Consider the following 17,953-nt stretch of genomic DNA (forward strand, 5'->3'; position numbering starts at 1 on the left):
CCATGCTCGAAGGAGAAGCCATGAGCGATGCCATCCTGTTCCGTGTCGAAGAGGGGATGGCACGGCTCACGCTGAACCGTCCGACCCGGCTCAACGCGTTCAACGCCGACCTCGCTCACGCCTGGAAGGACGTGACGGCCGAGGCCACGTCGAGAGCGGATGTGAAGGCGATCCTGCTCGACGCATCGGGCCCGGCCTTCTGCGCCGGCGGAGACGTCATCGACATGGCCACGACGATGGGATCCTCCGCCGGGGCGGACATCACGGCGCTCGCCGAGGTGATCAACGCCGGCATCCGCTCGCTCACCGAATCGTCGGTTCCCGTCGTCGCCGCGGCGCACGGGACGACGGCGGGCGGGGGACTCGGCATCCTCCTCTGCAGCGACTACGCCGTCGTCGGATCGCGATCCCGACTCGGCAGCCTCTACGCGAACATCGGTCTCACCCCGGACCTGTCGGTCTCGGCGCAGCTCGCCCGCGCCGTCGGGCAGCGCCGTGCGCTGCAGCTCGTCCTGCAGGACCGTCTTCTCACCGCGCAGGAGGCGGTGGCGTGGGGACTGGTCGCGGAGGCGGTCGAGGGAGAGGATGCCGCGACCGAGGCAGAGCGCGTGCGGGCACGCGGCGAGGAGATCGCACGCTTCTGGCTGGCCGGTGCCGCCGACGCCTACGGACAGGCCAAGCACCTGGTGCGATCCCAGCCGGAGCGCTCGTTCGTCGAGCAGCTGAGCGAGGAGGCCCGTTCGATCGGGGCAGCCCTCGAGACCCCGGACGCGCAGGCGCGGGTCGCGGCCTTCGCCGCGGCATCCGCGAAGCGATCCGTCTGACTGCTTCTGCACCGACCGCGCTCCGGCGGTGACTTTGCCCCGTCCGGGCGGCCGCCGGGGCAACGGGCCGCTCGCGTGGCAGGATGAGGGCATCGCCGCTCAACGAGAGGATGGCCATGTCTCAGCCGGAGATCACCGCGCATCAGACGACGCAGGGTGAGAAGAAGAACATGTCGCTGCTTATCAGGGGAGCGATCTGGATCGCCATCGGCGCGCTGATCGCTGCGGCGCTCGTGTGCGTCGTCTGGGTGCTGATCGGCGATCAGGACGGCCTGATCGGTCGGGCGTTCCTCACCATCCTGCTCCTCGCCGCCTTCGCCGGCATCGCGATCCTCGAGGCCGGTCTCGCACCGAACCGGCCGGACTGGCTCGCACTCGCCAGCATGGTGACGTGGATCGTCGCGCTCCTGGTCGGCGCCGTGAAGATCTGGCTTCCCGAGGAGGACGGCTACTTCACAGGGGCGGAGCGGTTCTTCCAGCTGCTGCTCGTCATCGGCATCCTGCAGCTCGCCCTGCTCCACGTGCGTCTCTTCACGCCTGCGGCGCGGCGCCACGTGACGACGTTCACCCGCATCATCTACATCGCGACGATCGTGTTCCTGGCCGGCCTCGTCGGTCTGCTCATCTTCTTCCTGGCTTTCCCGCACAGCTTCGACTACAGCGAGCTCTACTGGCGCATCGTGGTCGCGCTGACGATCCTTGCGGCTGTCGGCACGACGCTCATCCCGCTCCTGAACGCGCTCTTCGCGCCGAAGAAGCCGACGCAGGCATCAGCCGCCATCGCAGCCGCGCCGGCCTGGCCCACGTACGCCGACGGCGTCACCCCGCTCCCCGCGCTTCCTGACGCGTCGCCCGACTGGAACGCCTACTACACCGGATACCCGAGTGTCGCGCCGCAGCAGCAGGCGCTCGGGCAGGCTCCGGCAGCAGCGTTCCCTGTCGCGCCGGAACCGGCCGCGCCGCAGTACGCACAGGCGTTCGCCCCGCCCGCTCCGCAGGCGCCGGAGGTGCCCCCGGTACCGCAGGCTCCCGTCGCCGAGCCTCCGGCCGCACCGCAGCAGACGGCTCCGCCCGCATTCCCGCCGCCTCCGCCCGCACCGCAGTACCCGGCGCAGTGACGCTCGAGGGTGAACTCAAGGATCTCGCGACCGAGATCGCACGTGAGGCCGGCGAGCTCGCGCTCCGCCGTCGCCGTGACGGCGTGCATCTGGCCGCGACCAAGTCGACGATCGCCGATATCGTCACCGAAGCCGACCGCGAGGTCGAGGCACTGATCCGTGCGCGCGTCGATGCGGCCCGCCCGGACGACGGATTCCTCGGTGAGGAGTCCGGGGCCGAGAGCGGGACCAGCGGCATCACCTGGGTCGTCGATCCGATCGACGGCACCGTCAACTACGCCTACGGGATGCCGGCCTACAACGTCAGCATCGCCGCCGTGCGAGGCCCGGCGGAACCCGGGTCGTGGGAGGCGCTGGCCGCCGCGGTCAACGCCCCGGCGCTCGGCGAACTGTTCACGGCTGCCCGCGGGCATGGCGCCTGGGCGGGGGAGACCCGACTCGCGGTGACGTCCGACACCTCGGCCGGGGCGCTTCTCGCCACCGGCTTCGGATACGACCCGGCCACCCACGACGGCGACCTCGCGACCGTGCGACGTGTGATGACGATGGCGCGAGATCTGCGCCGGTCGGGATCCGCCGCCCTCGATCTCGCCTATGTGGCGGCGGGAAGACTCGACGGCTACTTCGAACGAGGGCTCAAGCCGTGGGATTTCGCGGCGGGAGCGCTCCTCGTCGAGGAGGCCGGCGGCCTGGTCTCGCGCCACGACGTCGATTCGGCGCGGCCCATGCTGATCTCCGGAGGACCCGAGGTGCACGCCCGGCTCCTCGCTCTTCTGGGGGAGAAACACTGACCTGTTCATGGCATTCCCAGGCGGATACCGATAAGGTCTTACGCGATCGTTACTTTCACCACCCGAAGGTGAAAGCCGAGTTAGCGCCCCCGAGCTTGACGCACGACTGAGAGAACAACGCTTTGCCCTTCGAGAATCCCCAGGCTGCCTCTGCGCCCACGCGCCGGTCCAGCCGACTCCGCACCACGGCCTCTGAGGCCCCTGCGGTGGGACCGACGGAATCTGTCGCAGCAGCTGAGGCTGTCATCGCCCTCGCCGCTGTCGCCCCGCTCTCCCGCCGCGCCGCCCGCCAGCGTGTGACCGCCGACGCCCCGATCGACGACGCGCCCCTGACCCGCATCGACGACGCATCTGAGCACGCAGCCGAGCCCGTCACCGTCGACGCCCCGGCCGAGACCGACAAGGTCGAAGAGCTCGTCGAGGTCTCCGAGCCGGAGGCTTCCGAGGCTTTCGAGATGCCCGCAGCGACGAGCGCGGAGGCGTCGGACGACACGGCGGACGCCGATGCTTTCGAGCGCGCGTCCCGGGCATTCCGCGCGACCGGGCCCGTGCCCACGGCATCCGCTCCGTCCGAGCCGGCCGCCGGCCAGTCCGCGACCGACGCGAAGAGCGAGAGCGATGCGGCTGTTCCCGCCACGAGCCGCCGTGAGCGCAGCGCGCGCAAGGTCTTCGCCGTCGGTGCGACGGTCGGTGTCATGAGCCTCGCGGGTCTGCTCGCGGTCTCGATGACGCTCCCCGCCGAGGCTGTGGCCGCCTCCCAGGGCACGTCCCTCGCCGCGACCTCGCTCGTCGCCTCCTCCCAGCAGGCCGCCGACGGTGAGTCCGCCGACGAGATCCAGGCCTTCGTCGCTCCGGCCGGCGTCCAGAACGAGGCCCTCACGCGCGCCGACGGCTTCAGCACGATCTCGCTCGTCCAGGTCGCGGCCGAGCAGGGCATCAACTACTCCAACGAGGTCTTCACGAACGACCCCGACGCGGCCATCCAGTGGCCGTTCCTCGTCGGCGTCGGAATGACCGACGGCTACGGCATGCGCAGCGGCCGTCTGCACGAGGGCATCGACTTCGTCCCCGGCGACGGCGCTCCGATCCAGGCCATCGCCGACGGAACCGTGCGCATCGCGACCGAGCAGGGCGACGCCTACGGCGTGACCGTCTACATCGATCACGTGATCGACGGCGCGGTCATCACGAGCCACTACTCGCACATGCAGTACGGCTCGCTGCAGGTCAAGGCCGGCGACACGGTGAAGGTCGGCGACATCGTCGGCAAGACCGGAAACACGGGCCGTTCCTACGGCGCACACCTGCACTTCGAGCTCATCGTCAACGGATCGACCATCGATCCGCTGCCGTGGCTCCGCACGAACGCGGGTCGGTCCTCGTACTGACCCGCCTTGATTTCATGAGGACGCCATGGTGATGGTATTCTCGTGTGGTTGCCCCGAGAGGGGCAGCACGCCCCGATAGCTCAGTGGCAGAGCACTTCCATGGTAAGGAAGGGGTCGTCAGTTCAATCCTGACTCGGGGCTCGCAGCATTCTTCTCACACGCGGACGGATGCCTCGCGGCAGGGTAGCTCAGCTGGTTAGAGCGCACGACTCATAATCGTGAGGTCGCGGGTTCAAGCCCCGCTCCTGCTACAGATCAAGACCCCCGGTTTCCGGGGGTTTTGTCGTATCCGGGGGCGATGGGCGGAACGGCCTGGGGGAGTGGTGTGCCGGTTTTGTGCCGGACGCGGCACTGCAGATGAACGCTGGCCGCTGTCGGTGCCTGCACGTTACACTTGGGGTACGGCGGGCAGTAGCCCTCGGAGCCTGGCAGTCTTCCGGACGGTAGACGAGCCAGGCTCACGTGTTTCTAGAGTCGGAAGACCCGTGCATCGACGATGGCGTCGACCCGACGGATCCAGTCGCCGCCGTTCGAATAGCACCAAGCGACGGCGTCGCTCACCCAGAGCAGAGGATGCGCGTGGGGCGCGACATGTCGGTAGGACATCTCTGAAGATCCTGCACGGCGGAATATTTCGGCGATCAATCTTCGGTCTGCGCGCTCGAGGGATTCGTCTCGCTCGATGATCAAATGCGCCACGCCCGCATCGACAGCCTTCTCTGTCAGCGCGGTCAGGCACAGGGGTCGTGCTTCCTTGTCCGACTGATGCTTGACGACCCACACCGACGCCCGCAGATCAAGATCGCACATGCGAGAAATGATCTGGCGGCGCCGACTGTCGCCCTCACTCTTGAAGTGGATTCGGCGCTGACCAGGCTTGAGCAGATCCCGCAACACGCGCTCGGAGACCTGCACACTCTCCATGATCGAGGCGGTGGCAACGACGTAGTAGCCTCGCGCCTTGGACTCGTCAACGTAGACGCGGTCGTTGGGGCGGAAGCTCACGGGTCCACCGTATGTCGCATGTCGGACGTTGCTATGGCGACCACAGGCTGGGCTCGAACACGAGCATCCGACTCTCGCTCTGACGCACTCTGCCGTGAACGCAGCCGCCCTCAGTCGTCCGGGATGAGCCTCTTGCCGGTGAGCAGCGTGCCCTCGCGGATGTAGTCGAGGCCGTCGTAGAAATCCAGCACCGCGTCGTTCCCCGGACGGACCATCAGCATGACCTTCGGGCATCCGAGCGCCTCGAGCCGGGCTTCCGCCTCCTGCACGAGCCGTCGACCGATGCCTTCGCCCCGGCGCGCCGGCCCGCTCGCGAGGTAGTAGAGCCACCCGCGGTGACCGTCGTACCCCGCCATGACGGTCCCGACGACGGTGTCCCGGTCGGCGGCGACGAGCAGCAGCTCGGGCCACACCGCGCGGGCGCGGCGGATGTCGGCGCGAGGATCGTTCCAGGGGCGGGTGAGGCCGGTCTCGTGCCAGAGGTCGATGACCGGCTCGACGTCGGCATCGGTCAGGGCGCGGATCTCCAGAGTCACCTGGCAAATCTACTTCGGCGCCGGTGAAGCGGTCGAACGAGGGGTGGTGCCCGCGCCGGGACACCACCCTCCGATCAGTTCACCCGCGACACGTGGTAGTGCGAGATGAGCAGGTCGTCGGCCTCACGCTCGAAGACCAGCGTGAGGTGCGTCACGATGTCGTCTCGCCCCTCGAGGTGGAACAGCGCTTCGAGGTAGGCCACGACCGCGTCATCTCCCAGGTCGTGCGCCCGAAGGACGTCATACTCCACCGTCAGGGGGACCGGCTGGGAGGCGTAGTACGCCACGACCCCGGCACGCCCGATCGAGTGCTCCGGAAGCAGCCCCTGGAACAGGGCATCCGTCGTGAACGCGGAGGCGATGCGATCGAGATCCCCGGCGCCGATTCCCTGCTGCCATCGGGTCAGCGCCGGTGCGATCCGGGCTGCGGCTGCCGTCGTGTGTGCGGTCATGATCAGTGGCCCGCGCTCTGGCCGCCGTCGATGTGCAGGAACTCGCCGGTGACGAACTCGTTCTGCTCGAGGTAGACGACCCCGCGAGCGATGTCATCCACCGTGCCGGCCTTCTGCAGAGGGTGGAAGGCTGCGAGCTGCTCCGGCGTCGCCCCGCCCTGCAGGGGAGTGAGGATCATCCCGGGAGATACGGCGTTCACGCGGATGCCGCGATCGCCGTATTCCACCGCGAGCGACTTGGTGGCTGCCGCGATCCCGCCCTTGGTGAGGGAGGCGAGCACGGAGGGGATGTCGGATCGCGCGGACTCGACGAGCGTCGTGGTGATGTTGACGATGTGGCCGCCGCCCTGCTCCAGCATCGGGACGATCGCGTTCCGAGTGAAGTGGAAGAAGCCGCCGAGGTTGACGCCCAGGTTGAGCGCGTAGTCCTCATCGGTCGTATCCGTGAAGGGCTTGGCGGTGAACACTCCGACGTTGTTGACGAGCGTGTCGACCCGTCCGAAGCGGTCGAGGGCCGCGCGGACGACGTTAGCGGCGGTGGCGGGATCCGCGGCGTCGCCCGGGACGGCGAGGACTCCGGGGTCATCGCCCGCCGTGATCGAGCGGGACGTGGCCACGACGGCGTATCCGAGCTCCCGGTAGGCGGCGACGAGTCCTGCACCGATTCCCTGCGAGGCGCCGGTGATGATCGCGACTTTCTGAACAGACATGATTCTCCTATAGACGATCGGTCAACTACTAACATTGACCGTTATAGACGATCGGTCATATACTTGTCAAATGGGTCGGACATCGGATGCGCGGGAGCGGCTGCTCGAAGCAGGGGAGCGGTTGTTCGGCGAGCGCTCGTACGGAGCGATCGGCGTCGCCGAGATCAGTGCGACCGCGGGTGCGCCGAAGGGCAGCTTCTACTACTACTTCCCGTCGAAGCAGGAGTTCGCCGTCGCTGTGATCGATGAGCACTGGCGCCGTCAGAAAGCGGAGTGGTCCAGCATCCTGTCGTCCGAGGGCAGCACTGTCGATCGCCTCCACCGGCTCTTCGAGGCCACCGCCGCCGTGCAGCGCGAAGCGCAGGCGGGGGCCGGAGCCGTGGCCGGGTGCATGTTCGGCAACCTGGCCCTGGAGCTCTCATCCACGGAGCCGGTCATCCGCGAGCGTCTCCAGGAGATCTTTGAGACCCAGGTCGACATGATCGCCGCCGTGCTGGGGGACGAGCGGCGCGACATGGCGACGGCCGTCGTCGCGAACCTCGAGGGTCTCGTCCTGCTCGCGAAGCTGCGCAACGATCCGTCGCTGATCGAATCCCAGTGGGTCAGCACCGCTCGGATGCTCGAGGCCGACGTCTCGGCCTGAGACCTGCGGCCCCGTCAGTCGATCGCCGGGAAGCGTTCGATGTTGGCTTCGACCCAGCCGCGAAGCGCGCGCAACGGCTTCTCAGCGTCGACGCCGAGGTCGGTGAGCGAGTACTCCACCCGGACCGGGACTTCAGCGAAGACCGTGCGCACCAGCAGCGCGCGCGCCTCCAGGCGCCGCAGCGTCGCGGTCAGAACCTTCGGGCTGATGCCCTGCAGCCGGGTCTTGAGCTCGCCGAAGCGCTGCGGTCCCTCGCTGAGCGCGCCGATCACCAGAGCGCTCCATTTGTCCGCGAGCAGATCGAGCACCCCGCGGCAGGGGCACTGCGCGTCGTACACGTCGTGAGGGGCGTCGATGCGGCAGGCGGTCTCGGTCAGCATCCCTCCATGGTATCTCTTGGATACTTGGGGCGCTTGTGGGTAACTGGGGGTCTTCGGATAGCGTGACGTCATGGCAAACGACACCTCCTCCCTCCCTGACCGCATGCCCGCGATCGGCGCGCGCGGGCGCCGCCCCGTCTCGGACTCCGAATCGCTCACCGACCTCTCGCTGCCGGTCCCGACGCCCACCGGCAGAGACCTTCTGGTCGAGGTCGAGGGCGTCTCGATCAACCCCGTCGATGTGAAGGTCCGCGCGGGCTCGCCGACCTCCGGTGCGCATCGGATCCTCGGCTACGACGCGGTCGGCGTGGTCGTCGGCCTCGGCGATCAGGCGACCCGCTTCGCCGTGGGGGATCGGGTGTTCTATGCGGGACAGATCGATCGCCCCGGCACCAACAGCCGCTACCACCTCGTCAATGAGAACATCGTCGGCCACGCTCCTCGCTCGCTGTCCACCGCGGAGGCGGCAGCGCTCCCGCTCACCGCGATCACGGCGTGGGAAGCGCTCTTCGACAAGCTGGGTCTCGACGACCGGAGCGAGGGGACTCTGCTCGTCATCGGTGCGGCCGGCGGTGTCGGCTCTCTCATCATCCAGTTCGCCAAGGCGCTCACGAAGCTCACCGTCATCGCGGTCGCCTCGCGCTCGGAATCGGTGGAATGGGTGGAGCGGATGGGGGCCGATCACGTCGTCGGCCGCGACTTCGTCGACGAGGTCTCCGCGATCGCCCCGAGCGGCGTCGACTACGTCTTCACGTCGTTCACGCCCGGCAACGTCCGCGCGATCGCCGACGTCATCCGTCCGCGGGGCGAGGTCGTCTCGATCGACGAGACCGGTGGCAGCATCGACGCGCTGAAGGGCAAGAGCGTGACCTGGCACTGGGAGCTGATGTTCACCCGTCCGGTGACCGACCCCGCCGATCACTACCAGCACGAGCTCCTCGAGCAGGTCGCCGAACTCGTCGACGAAGGGGTGATCCGCACCACGATGACGGAGCACCTCACGCCGCTGGATGCCGCGACCATGCGCCGGGCGCATGAGATCGTGGAGGCGTCGCAGACGATCGGCAAGGTCGTCGTCACCGACTGGCCGGAAGAGGCGCATCCACTATCGTGATGTGGTTATGACTGCTGCCGCTCGGCACGATGCCATCCTCCGCGAGCTCGAACTGCGCGGTTCGCTGACCAGCGCGGTCCTCGCGGCGCGGCTCGGCGTGACCCCGATGACGTTGTGGCGGGACCTGGTCGCTCTGGAGCAGAGGGGCCTGCTCGCCCGCGTGCACGGGGGAGCGATCTCGCTCGCTGTCGCCCAGCAGCAGTCGCGCGAAGACGGGTCGGGGGCGCGCGTCCGCCCCCGACCGGTGGCGACCATCGGCATGATCGTGCCGACGACCCAGTACTACTTCCCCGAGGTGATCCGCGGGGCGAGCCAGGCGGCCCATGAGGCGAACTGCCGCCTCGTCGTCGGTGCGACGAACTACTCGTCGCAGGAGGAGTTCCGTCAGGCGGAGCGCCTCATCGCCAGCGGCGTCGACGCGCTGATGATCACTCCGCACGACGCGATCGCCGAGAGCTCGCCGCTGCAGCGGATGCTGGAGGAGGCGGGCATCCCGGTCGTGATGGTCGAGAGGTCGGTCGAGGACCAGCTCGCCGGGCGCCTCGAATGGGTCCGCACCGATCACGCGCACGGCGCCGAGGTCGCCGTGCGCCACCTCGCACAGCAGGAGCACCGTGCGATCGCGCTCGCCGCGCGGCCCGCGGCGACCGTCGCCGGGCTGGACGCGGGGTTCCGGCGCGCGATGGCCGCGATGGACCCGGCATCCGCGCTCTGGCTCCGCCGTGACCTCTCGCACCCGCGGATCGGCGACAACGCCGACATCGCAGAGCTCGGCGACCTGCTCGACGACTGCGTGCAGCAGGGGATCACTGCGGCGATCCTGTTGGGTGATGCGGATGCGATGGCCTTCCTCGACCTGGTCCTGGAGCGAGGGCTGCGCGTCCCCGAGGACTTCGCTGTGGTCGCCTACGATGACGAGGTCGCCGCCTTCGCGACCGTGCCGCTGACCGCCGTCGCGCCGCCGAAGCACGAGCTCGGGCACACCGCGCTGCGACTGTGCGTCGACCAGCTGAAGCGCCCCGCCGCCTCCGCCCACACGCCGGTGCGCATGGCGCTCCTCCCGGCCCTGGTGGTGCGGGAGTCGTCCGTCCGCGCCGGGTGAAATGTTAGGTTTTGTGAGAAATCCACCGCTCTCCTTGGTGAATCGCTTCGGGTGACGAAAGATCGGACTCGCACGGTCAACGATTCGAAGGAGAACCCGCGATGTCCCTGCGTCGAACTTCCCTCTCTGTGGCGGCACTGGTCGCCACCTCCGCACTCGTCGCGGGTTGTGCTGCGAGCAGTCCCGCAGCCGAACCCGTGAAGACCGAGACTCCGAAGGGCGAGGTCACCTTCTGGTCGTTCCTCAGCGGCATGGCCGATGTCGCCGCCGCGTTCAACGCGAGCCAGGACGACATCACCGTGAACTTCGAGGAGATCCCGAACGGAGCCAACGGCGGCTACACCAAGCTGTCCGCGGCGATCGAGTCCGGCAGCGGACCCGACATCGTCGGCATCGAATACGACCGGCTCCCCGGATTCGTCGCAGCCGAGCAGCTCGCTCCCGTCGGCGATCTGGTCTCCGGCGATGTCCTGGGGGAGTACGACGAGCAGGTGCGCAACCTGGTCACTTTCGGCGACGCCGCCTACGCGCTGCCGTACGACGCCCCGCCCATGGTCGTCTGGTACCGACAGGATGTCCTCGAGGCGGCCGGTGTCGAGGTCCCGACCACCTGGGACGAGTTCGAAGAGGCGGCGCGCGCGCTGAAGGCCGTGAACCCCGACGCCTACCTGACGAGCTTCTTCACCAACGAGCCGCAGCTCGCCCCCATGGCGTGGCAGGCCGGAGCCGAGTGGTTCAGCGTCGAGGACGAGAGCTGGAAGGTCTCGGTCGACGACAAGAAGTCGCAGGAGGTCGCCGACTACTGGCAGCGCCTGATCGATGACGGACTGGTCAAGGCGCAGCTCGGTTTCAGCGACGAATGGACCGCCGACCTCAACAGCGGTGTGGTCAACGGCTGGGTCGGCGGCTCCTGGAGCGCGTCCGCGCTCAAGACCCGCACCGAGTCATCCGGCATGGCCGGCAAGTGGATCGCGGCCGCTCCGCCGTCGTGGGACGGCGAGCCGACAGGCGCGCTCAGCGGCGGCACGAGCTTCGCGATCCCGGAGAACTCCGAGAACGCCGCCGCAGCGGCGGTGTTCCTCGAATGGCTCGTGACGTCGCCCGACGCCATCGAGGCGCGAGGTGCTGTCGGCACCGCGTACCCGGCGTTCCCGGGGCTGGCCGACGTCGCGGCATCCGTCGCACCCGTCGACTACTACGGCAACGACATCTACGAGGTCTTCGACGAAGCGTCCGCGAACCTCGGGCCCTGGGCCTGGGGGCCGAAGTACGACCTCACGGCGACTGCCCTCAAGGACTCGGTCACCGCGTCGCCCACGCTGGGCGACGCGCTGACGGCCACGCAGCAGGCCACTGTCGACGGGCTCGAGAAGCTCGGCCTCGACATCAAGGAATAAGCGGATGCTCCGTCGGGCGGGTGTTGCAGGGGGAGGGACCCCGCCCGGCGGTTCAGATCGAAGGACATCGATGATGACAACTCCGGCACCCGCGAAGCGGCGGACGAGGAAGACGATCCCGGGAACGGGCGGTCGCACCGCCTCGGTCTTCCTGATCCCCTTCTTCACGCTCTTCGCCCTGACGATGATCGCCCCGGTGATCTACGCGATCGGCATGAGTCTGTTCGCCGAGAAGCGCAGCGGCCTCGGCTTCGGCGGCTCGACCACCGAGTTCGTGGGTCTCGGGAACTACGTCGAGGTCCTCGCGGATCGCACCTTCACCGATGGCTTCGGGCGCCTCGCCCTCTACTGCCTGCTCTACGTCCCGTCGCTGCTCGTCGTCGCCCTGGTGCTCGCGCTCCTGCTCGACTCGGCCGTCGCCTATGCCAAGCGGGCATTCCAGCTGCTGCTCTTCCTGCCGCACGCGGTTCCGGGAGTGATCGCGGCTCTCATCTGGGCCTACCTGTACACCCCGGGCGTGAGCCCGATCGTGAAGGCGCTCGAATCGGGTGGCATCGGGATCGACTTCCTCTCCGTGCAGCTCGTGCTCCCCTCGATGGTGAACATCGCGGTGTGGGAGTGGGCGGGCTACAACGTGATCATCCTCTTCACCGCGCTCCAGGCCGTGCCGCGCGAGATCCTCGAGGCCGCAAGGGTGGACGGCGCGGGGGAGATCCGCACCGCGTTCTCGATCAAGACTCCTCTGGTCTGGCCGGCGATCGGCGTCGCGCTCCTGTTCACCGTGATCGGCTCTCTCCAGCTGTTCACCGAGCCGAAGATCCTGTCCTCCGCGACGACCGCGGTGACCAGCACCTGGGTGCCGAACATGTGGGCGTACGACGCGGCCTTCAACCGGAACGACCTTCCTCAGGCCGCAGCAGCGTCGATCATCCTGGCCCTGCTCGCCGGACTGCTGTCGTTCGTCGTCACCCGATTCACCTCGAAGGAGAGGGCGCAATGACCGCCGTGATCGATCGTCCCGTGCCCCGCGCCGCGGCACCCGTGAAACCGCCGCGGGCCCCTCGTCGAAACCTCGCCGGCGGGCGTCACCTGCCGTCGAAGGTCGCGGTCAACGGCCTGTTGATCCTCGGCTCGGCCTACATGGTCCTGCCGCTGCTGTGGCTCGTGTTCGCCGCGACGAAGAACGCCGGCGAGCTCTACTCCGGAGACGCTTTCGCCTTCGGGTCGGATCTCGTCGCGAACATGCAGCGACTGCTCGGCCAGGACGACGGCATCTTCCTGCGCTGGCTGGGCAACAGCATCCTCTACGCCGGAGTCGGCGCCGTCGTGGGAGGGTTCGTCTCCCTGATGGCCGGGTACGCCTTCGACAAGTTCGAGTTCCGCGGCAAGCGGGGCCTCTACGCCTCGGTCCTCGTCGGCGTGCTGATCCCGAACACTGCGACCGTGATCCCGCTGTATCTGCTGGCGGCGTCGATCGGTCTCACGAACACGATCTGGGCGGTGCTGATCCCGACCCTGTGCAACCCGTTCAGCGTGTACCTCGCGAGAGTGTTCTCCTCGGGCTATCTGCCCGCGGAGACTCTCGAGGCCGCGCGCGTCGACGGAGCGGGCCCCATCCGCAGCTTCCTCCAGGTCGGACTCCCGATGCTCGTGCCGGGATTCGTCACGATCGCGCTCTTCCAGTTCGTGGGCATCTGGAACAACTTCATGCTCCCGCTGATCATGCTGCAGAACCGCGATCTGTTCCCCTCCAGCGTCGGCATCGCGCTGTGGCAGAGCCAGGTGCAGCAGAACCCGGAGTTCTCGACCCTCGTCATCGCCGGATCCTTCGTCTCGGTCCTGCCGTTGATCATCGCGTTCGTGATGCTGCAGCGGTTCTGGCGGGCGGGCCTCTCCGCGGGGAGCGTCAAATGAGCCGCCGCCCCGTGATCGCCTTCGCGATGCCGGAATCCGTCAGGCAGCGCGTGTTCTCGGCGCGGACGATGACGGAGTACGCGGGCGTCGGCGAGGTCGCGGGTCACCTCACCGAGTTCGATTCGGCTTCCGCGCGTCGGATCCTCGGCGACGTCGAGGTGCTGATCACCGGCTGGGGGGCACCACGACTCGACGCCGCGCTGCTGGATGCCGCACCTCGACTCGAGGCGGTTCTGCACGCGGCGGGCACGGTCAAGCCCTACCTGGATCGCGCAGTCCTCGACCGCGGGGTGCGCGTCAGCTCGGCGGCCGCGGCCAACGCCGTGCCCGTCGCCGAGTACGCGGTCGCGATGATCGTCCTCGCGGGCAAACGCGTGCTCCCGATCGCCCGTCGATACCGGGACCTCCAGGAGGACTTCGACATCGAAGCCGCCTTCCCGGGGATGGGGAACTACGGGCAGCGGATCGGCATCATCGGCGCGTCGAAGATCGGCCGGATCGTGATCGACATGCTCAAGGCCTACACGTTCGAGGTCGTGGTCTACGACCCGTACCTGAGCGACGCCGAGGCGGCAGCGCTGGGCGTCGCCTCGGTCCCGCTCGATGAGCTCCTGCGCACGAGCGAGGTCGTCTCCGTGCATGCCCCTTCGCTGCCGTCGACCCGTGATCTGGTGGACGCCCGCGGCATCGGCATGATGCGCCGCGGTGCGACCCTGATCAACACGGCGCGGGGCGAACTGGTGGATCAGGAGGCCCTCACCCGCAGGGTCGTCGACGGCGAGCTGTTCGCCATCCTCGACGTCACCGTCCCCTGGATCCTGGAGCCGGACCATCCGCTGTACGCCTCGGAGCACGCCCTTCTCACGCCGCACATCGCCGGATCCCTCGGTGCGGAGCTCGGTCGGCTCTCCGGGTCGATGCTCGACGAGCTCCGGAGGATCGCCCGCGGCGAGCCGCTCCGGCACGAGATCGCACCGGATCTCCTCGCCATCACCGCCTGACCGCACTTCTCCGACCCGAGTCCCCGACCCCTCCGCAGTTCAACGACGACCCAAGGAGCTCCACCATGTCCGAAAACACCGCGATGTCCCGCCGCACCGTGCTGCTCGCCGGAGCCGGCGGTCTGCTCGCCGCCGCTGTCGGCATCGTCTCGCCGTCGCCCGCTCAGGCCTCGTCGCTCGTGCGAGCCGGGCGCGGCTCGACGACGATCACCGAGATCGGCCCCGGCATCCTGCAGTACTCCCTCATGAGCGGAGTGCTCCTCGACGGCGTCTGCTACATCGGCTCGCGCAACCTCGAGCCGACCGGCATCCTCGCCTTCGACGTCGCCTCCGGCACGGTGACCCATTCGACGACGCTCGCCACGGGGCACAGCATCCAGGCGCTGGCGGTCGATCCGGTGCGGAAGGTCCTCTACGCCGGCATCCTGCAGAAGGCCGCGGGAAACGACAACCTCTACCGGTGGGACCTCGCCGATCTCTCCGCTCCCGCCGTCTCGATCGGGCGGATCGGCGACCGCGATGTGCGCGATCTCGCCGTCTCTCCCGACGGCACCGTCTTCGCGGTCGGCGGCGGTGGCACCGGCGCGCCGTCCCTCTGGCAGTACTCCCCGTCGACCGGGGCCGTCACGAGCCTCGGGGTACCCGATCCGAAGGCGACGCTGGCCCGTGCGGTGGCGGCGACCGACCAGACGGTCTACTTCGGCGCCGGCAGCACGCTCGGCGGCGGCACCGAGACCAGCCGGGCGGCGCTCTACGCGTACGACCGCGCGTCGGCCGCGTTCACCGACATCACGCCGTCCGAGATGGTGAACGACCCGAGCATCCGCGAACTCGCCGTCGACGGCGACCGACTGCTCGCATCGACCGCGGGTTCCCTCGAACAGTCGAAGATCGCCGCGATCTCGCTCGCGGATCACACGTCGTACGAGCTCGTCACCTCGATCGGCAAGACCGCCAAGAGCTTCGCCGTGATGGACGGCGACGTGTACTGCGCGAACGAGGCGGGCGTGCTGCGCTGGTCACCGGGAGCGGCGGCGGTCGAGCAGCTCCCGCTGACCATCGAGCTCGGCGAGATCTGGGGCCTCGATGCCCACGACGGCGGACTCGTCGCGGTGTCGGGATACGCGGTCGTCGCGGCCTTCGACCGCGACGGCACCCTTCGGTCGGAGGTCGATCTCGGCGATGCGGGCGCGCCGATCAGTGCGCAGACCTGCATGGGCATCGCGGTCGGCGCCGGTTTCGCGTACGTGGGGGGAAACGGCGGCATCGCGCGCCACGATCTCGGCAGCGGCGAGGTCATCAACCTCCGTGCACCGGGTGAGGCGAAGGATGCCGAGGTCATCGGCGGTGTGCTCTTCACCGGTCAGTACAACTCGCAGGGGATCTGGTCCTACGATCCCTCCTCCGGGGAGCCGATCCGCCGCGTGGCGTCGTTCCCCTCCGAGCAGAATCGGCCGCTCGACACGCACTGGGACGACTGCAACGGGCTGCTCCTGGTGGCGGCGCAGGCCGACACCGAGGGCGGTGGCTCGCTCTGGACGTACGACCCCCGTACGGGCGCGAGCACGCACGCGATCAATCCGATCGATGACGTGCAGCTCGTCCGTGCGGTCGTCTCCGTGGACGGCGTCGCCTATCTCGGCGGCGACAACGCGCAGAAGACGGGCCCGCGCGGCACGATCGTGGCGTGGGATCCGATCGCTCACCGAGAGCTCTGGCGAATCGAGACCGCGCAGGCGAACGGGATCGGTGCTCTCGCGAGCCACGGTCGACACCTCTTCGCGCTGACGCAGCGGGGCATCCTGTTCGTGATCGACCGCCCGGGTCGGAAGATCGTCCACACCGCTGATCTGAAGTCCATCGCCCCCGGGTTCGTGGCCATGAAGGCGGCTCGTGGCGTGATCTACGGAGTCTCCGACACCACGCTGTTCCGCATCGACCCGAAGTCCTTCGAGGTCACCACCGTCGTGGCGGCCATCAACGGCGGCTGGTACAGCGGACCGCACCTCAACGTCGACGAGGAGGGTGTCGTCTACACCCTGCGCGGACGCACGCTCGTGAAGGTCGATGACCACCCCCGGAAGCCGTGACCTCATGGCCGTGCGCATCGAAGGCGTGAGCGCAACCCCCTGAGGGAGTCGGCTGCGGGCGCGTACGTTCACCCCATGAGCCCTGCACCGGCAACAACTCATACCCACGTCGACATCGACGGTCACGACTTCCTGCTCAGTCCCGGGCAGGACCTCGAAGACCTGATGCGCCGGATCGAGGATGCCGCGCGATCGGAGGGCACCTTCGTCGGCTTCATCTCCCAGGGCGTTCGCCTCAGCGCGCTGATCTCGCGGTCGAGCCGGGTCGTCATCGCGATCGATGACGACCCGGGGACCGGGCCGCCGTCGGACCTGGGGGAGTACGCGCACGCCGAATGGGAGTGCTGACCGCGGGGCGGAAGAGGCTGGCGCGCCGGTCGTCGCCGCGTCTATGGTCGGATGCATGAAGTCATCCATCTCAGGAACGACCATGCCCGTCCTCGAGGTCACGCTCGACCCGGGCGAGAGAATCGTCGCGGAGGGTGGGGACGTGGCCTGGATGTCCCCGGGGTTCGCCCTGGACACGTCGACCGTGCACGGCACCGGAGGACAGGGTGGCTTCATGAGCGGTCTGAAGCGCGTGCTGGGCGGCGCGCAGCTGTTCCTCACCGAGTACACCGCTCCCGCGCAGGGCGGCCTGGTCGCGTTCGCGGCGCAGCTGCCGGGCACGATCCGTCAGATCGACATCGACGCGGCCGATCAGTTCATGGTGCAGGCGGGCTCGTACACGGCGAGCACGCGCGATGTGGAGGTCACGGTCGGACTGCAGAAGAAGCTCGGCGCAGGGATCTTCGGCGGCGCCGGCGTCGTGTTCCAGAAGCTGACCGGCTCCGGTACGGCGTGGGTGCAGCTCGCGGGGGAGATCACGGAGTACACGCTCGCGGCGGGTCAGTCGCTTCTCATCCACCCGGGGCACCTCGCCATGTTCGACGCGAACATGGATCTGCAGTTCACCTCGATCAAGGGCATCAAGAACAAGTTCTTCGGTGACTCGCTGTTCCTCGCCGAGATCCACGGCCCTGGACGCATCTGGCTGCAGTCGATGACGCCCGCGAAGCTCGCGGCAGCCATCGAGCCCTACCTGACCGAACGCTCAGGCAGCTCGAGCACCTCCTAGAGGACCCTGCGGATCACCCGCGCTCTCCGCGCCGCAGCGAGGGCGGCGGCCGGTGCGGGATCGGGATCGGGCGCGTGGCGCGGGATGCGTCCTGGAAGCGGCGGACCGACTCGAGGACGTCGTCGACGGACGGATAGCGCGGGGCCAGCGGGAGGTCGCGCAACCACAGCACCTCGACATCGGTCGGCGTGTCCTCGTAGATCCGGCACACGATCCGCCGGTGATCGCCGTCGGGATACTGCAGGTCGTGGATCGCCCAGGCCTCGGTGCTGACCTGGGTCAGCACGAACCGTGGGTCTGACGCCTGCTCCATCATTCTCCTGCCTGTCCTCACTGTGAAGGATGCCGGGAGCAGGAGGAGACGGGTAGCC

Annotated in this window: 20 protein-coding genes and 2 tRNA genes; 16 read left to right on the plus strand and 6 right to left on the minus strand. The window is 68.5% G+C overall.

What is annotated here, in order from left to right; all coding sequences use genetic code 11:
* Window positions 1-20: 20 nt before the first annotated feature.
* The 6 genes from DC434_RS06675 to DC434_RS06700 all read left to right on the plus strand — a co-directional run bounded on the left by DC434_RS06675 (window position 21) and on the right by DC434_RS06700 (window position 4,372).
* Entirely contained in the window at window positions 21-824 is an 804-nt protein-coding gene (locus tag DC434_RS06675) for an enoyl-CoA hydratase/isomerase family protein (RefSeq protein ID WP_116634494.1), read from the plus strand.
* Window positions 825-940: 116 nt separating this feature from the next.
* A complete protein-coding gene (locus DC434_RS06680) occupies window positions 941-1,942 on the plus strand; it encodes a hypothetical protein (RefSeq protein ID WP_116634495.1) in 1,002 nt (333 codons plus the stop codon).
* Window positions 1,939-2,733, plus strand: a complete 795-nt coding sequence (locus tag DC434_RS06685) for an inositol monophosphatase family protein (protein ID WP_116634496.1) — start codon at window positions 1,939-1,941, stop codon at window positions 2,731-2,733. The genes DC434_RS06680 and DC434_RS06685 overlap by 4 nt, the downstream gene beginning before the upstream one ends.
* 206 nt (window positions 2,734-2,939) lie before the next feature.
* On the plus strand, window positions 2,940-4,121 hold the full coding sequence (locus DC434_RS06690; protein WP_243408838.1) for a M23 family metallopeptidase: 1,182 nt from the start codon (window positions 2,940-2,942) through the stop codon (window positions 4,119-4,121).
* 69 nt (window positions 4,122-4,190) lie between these two features.
* Window positions 4,191-4,262: transfer RNA gene (locus DC434_RS06695), tRNA-Thr, on the plus strand.
* A 36-nt stretch (window positions 4,263-4,298) separates the two neighbouring features.
* Window positions 4,299-4,372 (plus strand) — tRNA-Met (locus DC434_RS06700).
* A 217-nt stretch (window positions 4,373-4,589) separates the two neighbouring features.
* Here the strand turns inward: DC434_RS06700 and DC434_RS06705 are convergent.
* From DC434_RS06705 to DC434_RS06720, 4 genes are all read right to left on the minus strand, one after another.
* Window positions 4,590-5,126 (minus strand): hypothetical protein, encoded by a 537-nt coding sequence (locus tag DC434_RS06705; protein WP_116634498.1) that lies wholly within the window; start codon window positions 5,124-5,126, stop codon window positions 4,590-4,592.
* Between the two features lie 110 nt (window positions 5,127-5,236).
* Window positions 5,237-5,662 (minus strand): GNAT family acetyltransferase, encoded by a 426-nt coding sequence (locus tag DC434_RS06710; protein ID WP_116634499.1) that lies wholly within the window; start codon window positions 5,660-5,662, stop codon window positions 5,237-5,239.
* 74 nt (window positions 5,663-5,736) lie between these two features.
* Complete coding sequence (locus tag DC434_RS06715; RefSeq protein WP_116634500.1) at window positions 5,737-6,114, minus strand: nuclear transport factor 2 family protein; 378 nt, start codon at window positions 6,112-6,114, stop codon at window positions 5,737-5,739.
* Between the two features lie 2 nt (window positions 6,115-6,116).
* On the minus strand, window positions 6,117-6,824 hold the full coding sequence (locus DC434_RS06720; RefSeq protein WP_116634501.1) for an SDR family oxidoreductase: 708 nt from the start codon (window positions 6,822-6,824) through the stop codon (window positions 6,117-6,119).
* Window positions 6,825-6,894: 70 nt separating this feature from the next.
* On the opposite strand from DC434_RS06720, the gene DC434_RS06725 reads away from it, so the two are divergent.
* Entirely contained in the window at window positions 6,895-7,467 is a 573-nt protein-coding gene (locus DC434_RS06725; protein WP_116634502.1) for a TetR/AcrR family transcriptional regulator, read from the plus strand.
* Between the two features lie 14 nt (window positions 7,468-7,481).
* Here DC434_RS06725 and DC434_RS06730 read toward each other — a convergent pair whose 3' ends face one another.
* On the minus strand, window positions 7,482-7,847 hold the full coding sequence (locus DC434_RS06730) for a helix-turn-helix domain-containing protein (protein WP_116634503.1): 366 nt from the start codon (window positions 7,845-7,847) through the stop codon (window positions 7,482-7,484).
* 70 nt (window positions 7,848-7,917) lie between these two features.
* Between DC434_RS06730 and DC434_RS06735 the strand changes: the two genes are divergently transcribed.
* The 9 genes from DC434_RS06735 to DC434_RS06775 all read left to right on the plus strand — a co-directional run bounded on the left by DC434_RS06735 (window position 7,918) and on the right by DC434_RS06775 (window position 17,582).
* On the plus strand, window positions 7,918-8,961 hold the full coding sequence (locus tag DC434_RS06735) for a zinc-binding alcohol dehydrogenase family protein (protein WP_243408839.1): 1,044 nt from the start codon (window positions 7,918-7,920) through the stop codon (window positions 8,959-8,961).
* 7 nt (window positions 8,962-8,968) lie between these two features.
* Window positions 8,969-10,063, plus strand: coding sequence for a substrate-binding domain-containing protein (locus tag DC434_RS06740; RefSeq protein ID WP_165808017.1), 1,095 nt, complete (start codon window positions 8,969-8,971; stop codon window positions 10,061-10,063).
* 197 nt (window positions 10,064-10,260) lie between these two features.
* On the plus strand, window positions 10,261-11,460 hold the full coding sequence (locus tag DC434_RS06745) for a sugar ABC transporter substrate-binding protein (RefSeq protein WP_243408840.1): 1,200 nt from the start codon (window positions 10,261-10,263) through the stop codon (window positions 11,458-11,460).
* 73 nt (window positions 11,461-11,533) lie between these two features.
* Window positions 11,534-12,460, plus strand: coding sequence for a sugar ABC transporter permease (locus DC434_RS06750; RefSeq protein ID WP_116634773.1), 927 nt, complete (start codon window positions 11,534-11,536; stop codon window positions 12,458-12,460).
* Entirely contained in the window at window positions 12,457-13,374 is a 918-nt protein-coding gene (locus DC434_RS06755; RefSeq protein WP_116634506.1) for a carbohydrate ABC transporter permease, read from the plus strand. Before DC434_RS06750 ends, DC434_RS06755 begins: the two co-directional genes overlap by 4 nt.
* A complete protein-coding gene (locus tag DC434_RS06760) occupies window positions 13,371-14,375 on the plus strand; it encodes a hydroxyacid dehydrogenase (RefSeq protein WP_116634507.1) in 1,005 nt (334 codons plus the stop codon). Before DC434_RS06755 ends, DC434_RS06760 begins: the two co-directional genes overlap by 4 nt.
* 65 nt (window positions 14,376-14,440) lie before the next feature.
* A complete protein-coding gene (locus DC434_RS06765) occupies window positions 14,441-16,465 on the plus strand; it encodes a hypothetical protein (protein WP_116634508.1) in 2,025 nt (674 codons plus the stop codon).
* 75 nt (window positions 16,466-16,540) lie between these two features.
* Window positions 16,541-16,813, plus strand: coding sequence for a hypothetical protein (locus DC434_RS06770; protein WP_116634509.1), 273 nt, complete (start codon window positions 16,541-16,543; stop codon window positions 16,811-16,813).
* 55 nt (window positions 16,814-16,868) lie between these two features.
* Window positions 16,869-17,582: a TIGR00266 family protein gene (locus DC434_RS06775; RefSeq protein WP_116634774.1), complete on the plus strand. Its 714-nt coding sequence runs from the start codon at window positions 16,869-16,871 to the stop codon at window positions 17,580-17,582.
* A 13-nt stretch (window positions 17,583-17,595) separates the two neighbouring features.
* Here the strand turns inward: DC434_RS06775 and DC434_RS06780 are convergent, their stop codons facing one another.
* Complete coding sequence (locus DC434_RS06780) at window positions 17,596-17,895, minus strand: hypothetical protein (RefSeq protein ID WP_116634510.1); 300 nt, start codon at window positions 17,893-17,895, stop codon at window positions 17,596-17,598.
* Window positions 17,896-17,953: the final 58 nt, after the last annotated feature.

This window comes from Microbacterium sp. TPD7012 (genome assembly GCF_003075395.1).
Taxonomy (GTDB): Bacteria; Actinomycetota; Actinomycetes; order Actinomycetales; family Microbacteriaceae; genus Microbacterium.

Excerpts from the sequence above, each read along its gene's own strand:
- DC434_RS06675 (WP_116634494.1), top strand. The coding sequence starts at position 21 with ATGAGCGATGCCATCCTGTTCCGTGTCGAAGAGGGGATGGCACGGCTC.
- DC434_RS06680 (WP_116634495.1), top strand. The coding sequence starts at position 941 with ATGTCTCAGCCGGAGATCACCGCGCATCAGACGACGCAGGGTGAGAAG.
- DC434_RS06715 (WP_116634500.1), bottom strand. The coding sequence starts at position 6,114 with ATGACCGCACACACGACGGCAGCCGCAGCCCGGATCGCACCGGCGCTG.
- DC434_RS06720 (WP_116634501.1), bottom strand. The coding sequence starts at position 6,824 with ATGTCTGTTCAGAAAGTCGCGATCATCACCGGCGCCTCGCAGGGAATC.
- DC434_RS06725 (WP_116634502.1), top strand. The coding sequence starts at position 6,895 with ATGGGTCGGACATCGGATGCGCGGGAGCGGCTGCTCGAAGCAGGGGAG.
- DC434_RS06730 (WP_116634503.1), bottom strand. The coding sequence starts at position 7,847 with ATGCTGACCGAGACCGCCTGCCGCATCGACGCCCCTCACGACGTGTAC.
- DC434_RS06735 (WP_243408839.1), top strand. The coding sequence starts at position 7,918 with ATGGCAAACGACACCTCCTCCCTCCCTGACCGCATGCCCGCGATCGGC.
- DC434_RS06740 (WP_165808017.1), top strand. The coding sequence starts at position 8,969 with ATGACTGCTGCCGCTCGGCACGATGCCATCCTCCGCGAGCTCGAACTG.
- DC434_RS06750 (WP_116634773.1), top strand. The coding sequence starts at position 11,534 with ATGACAACTCCGGCACCCGCGAAGCGGCGGACGAGGAAGACGATCCCG.
- DC434_RS06755 (WP_116634506.1), top strand. The coding sequence starts at position 12,457 with ATGACCGCCGTGATCGATCGTCCCGTGCCCCGCGCCGCGGCACCCGTG.
- DC434_RS06760 (WP_116634507.1), top strand. The coding sequence starts at position 13,371 with ATGAGCCGCCGCCCCGTGATCGCCTTCGCGATGCCGGAATCCGTCAGG.
- DC434_RS06765 (WP_116634508.1), top strand. The coding sequence starts at position 14,441 with ATGTCCGAAAACACCGCGATGTCCCGCCGCACCGTGCTGCTCGCCGGA.
- DC434_RS06770 (WP_116634509.1), top strand. The coding sequence starts at position 16,541 with ATGAGCCCTGCACCGGCAACAACTCATACCCACGTCGACATCGACGGT.
- DC434_RS06775 (WP_116634774.1), top strand. The coding sequence starts at position 16,869 with ATGAAGTCATCCATCTCAGGAACGACCATGCCCGTCCTCGAGGTCACG.
- DC434_RS06780 (WP_116634510.1), bottom strand. The coding sequence starts at position 17,895 with ATGGAGCAGGCGTCAGACCCACGGTTCGTGCTGACCCAGGTCAGCACC.